Below are 391 nucleotides of genomic sequence, written 5' to 3'. Positions count from 1 at the left end.
AAGGACTGCAAACGTCAATTCATTGGCGACCATGCCTTAACTTATCATGGCTGTCACTCTAAAATAGAAGACATCATACGGCTAATGACGGTTAGAGGTTGCGGCGTCAGAGACATAGCCGTTATAGCCTCAGTCAGTATCGGTAAAGTATTGAGCACCATAGGCTCATCTGTTTATAAGATCGCGCCTAAAAAGCGCTACTATGAACGCTTAGAGGTTGATGAGTTTTGGACTTACGTGTATCGCAAGAAACGTAAAGTTTGGCTCATTTACGTTTATGATCGTGCTACTAATGAGATTGTCGCTCATGTTTGGGGCAAACGTGACCTAAAAACGGCTAAGAAGCTAAGAGCACGTTTAAAGCAACTTAAAGTAAGCTATGGCTCTATCA

At 42.5% G+C, this 391-nt stretch carries 1 protein-coding gene; it reads left to right on the top strand.

Annotation, left to right across the window (positions count from 1 at the left end; translation table 11 throughout):
- The coding region (locus EI162_RS14995) for an IS1 family transposase (RefSeq protein ID WP_192524994.1) at positions 1-391 on the top strand (391 nt) is incomplete at both ends.

This window comes from Psychrobacter sp. FME6, from assembly GCF_014861365.1.
Lineage (GTDB): Bacteria > Pseudomonadota > Gammaproteobacteria > Pseudomonadales > Moraxellaceae > Psychrobacter.
Note: the sequence above shows the minus strand (reverse complement) of the source record. Positions and strands in the feature narration are given on the sequence as shown.